General features: G+C 62.6%; 1 protein-coding gene. It reads left to right on the top strand.

Annotated elements, in window-relative coordinates:
* Positions 1 to 1,172, top strand: a 1,172-nt coding sequence (locus BUA42_RS20790) for an acetate--CoA ligase (RefSeq protein ID WP_143152777.1), incomplete at both ends; no start/stop codon positions are given.

The raw sequence follows: 1,172 nt of genomic DNA, 5'->3' as shown, positions 1-1,172 counted from the left end.
GTCAGCCAGCCCGCTGAAATGAATGCCGAAGATCCCCTTTTCGTTCTCTACACATCGGGCTCCACCGGGCAGCCCAAGGGGGTTGTGCACTCAAGTGGTGGATATTTGGTTTACGCCGCCCTCACCCATGAGGTCGTGTTCGATTACCACGATGGCGACGTCTACTGGTGCACCGCCGATGTGGGCTGGGTGACCGGGCATTCCTACATTGTTTACGGGCCCTTGGCGAACGGTGCGACCACCGTGATGTTCGAAGGCGTGCCGACCTATCCGGATGCCTCGCGTTTTTGGCAAGTTTGCGAAAAACACAAGGTAAATCAGTTCTACACCGCCCCGACAGCCATTCGCGCTTTGATGGGCCAGGGTAACGAATTCGCAACCAAATGCGATCTAAGTTCCTTGCGAATCCTCGGCACGGTGGGCGAGCCCATTAATCCCGAGGCGTGGAACTGGTACAATGACATCATCGGTGGCGGCCGCTGCCCCATCGTGGATACGTGGTGGCAGACCGAAACCGGCGGGCACCTGCTGACCCCGCTTCCGGGCGCGCATGCGACGAAGCCCGGCGCGGCGATGAAGCCGTTCTTCGGGGTGCAGCCCGTGGTGCTCGACCCGCAATCGGGGGAGGAGATTCACTCCGTCCCGACCGAGGGCGTTCTGGCGCTGAAAGACAGCTGGCCGGGGCAAATGCGCACCGTCTGGGGCGATCACGAGCGGTTCGAGAAGACCTACTTCTCGGACTACAAGGGTTATTACTTCTCGGGCGACGGCTGCAAGCGCGACGCCGACGGGGATTACTGGATCACCGGCCGCGTGGACGACGTGATCAACGTCTCGGGCCACCGCATGGGCACGGCGGAAGTGGAGTCGGCGCTGGTGGCGCATGCCAAGGTGGCCGAGGCCGCCGTGGTGGGCTACCCGCACGAGATCAAGGGCCAGGGCATCTACTGCTATGTTACCCTGATGAACGGGGTGGAGCCGTCGGATGAACTCACCAAGGAGCTGCGCACCTGGGTCCGCACCGAGATCGGCCCGATCGCCAGCCCGGACCTCATCCAATGGGCTCCCGGCCTACCCAAAACCCGCTCCGGCAAGATCATGCGCCGCATCCTGCGCAAGATCGCCGAAAACGACTACGGCGCCCTCGGCGACACCTCAACACTCGCCGACCC

This window comes from Marivita hallyeonensis (genome assembly GCF_900129875.1).
Classification (GTDB): Bacteria; Pseudomonadota; Alphaproteobacteria; order Rhodobacterales; family Rhodobacteraceae; genus Marivita; species Marivita hallyeonensis.
Note: the sequence above shows the minus strand (reverse complement) of the source record. Positions and strands in the feature narration are given on the sequence as shown.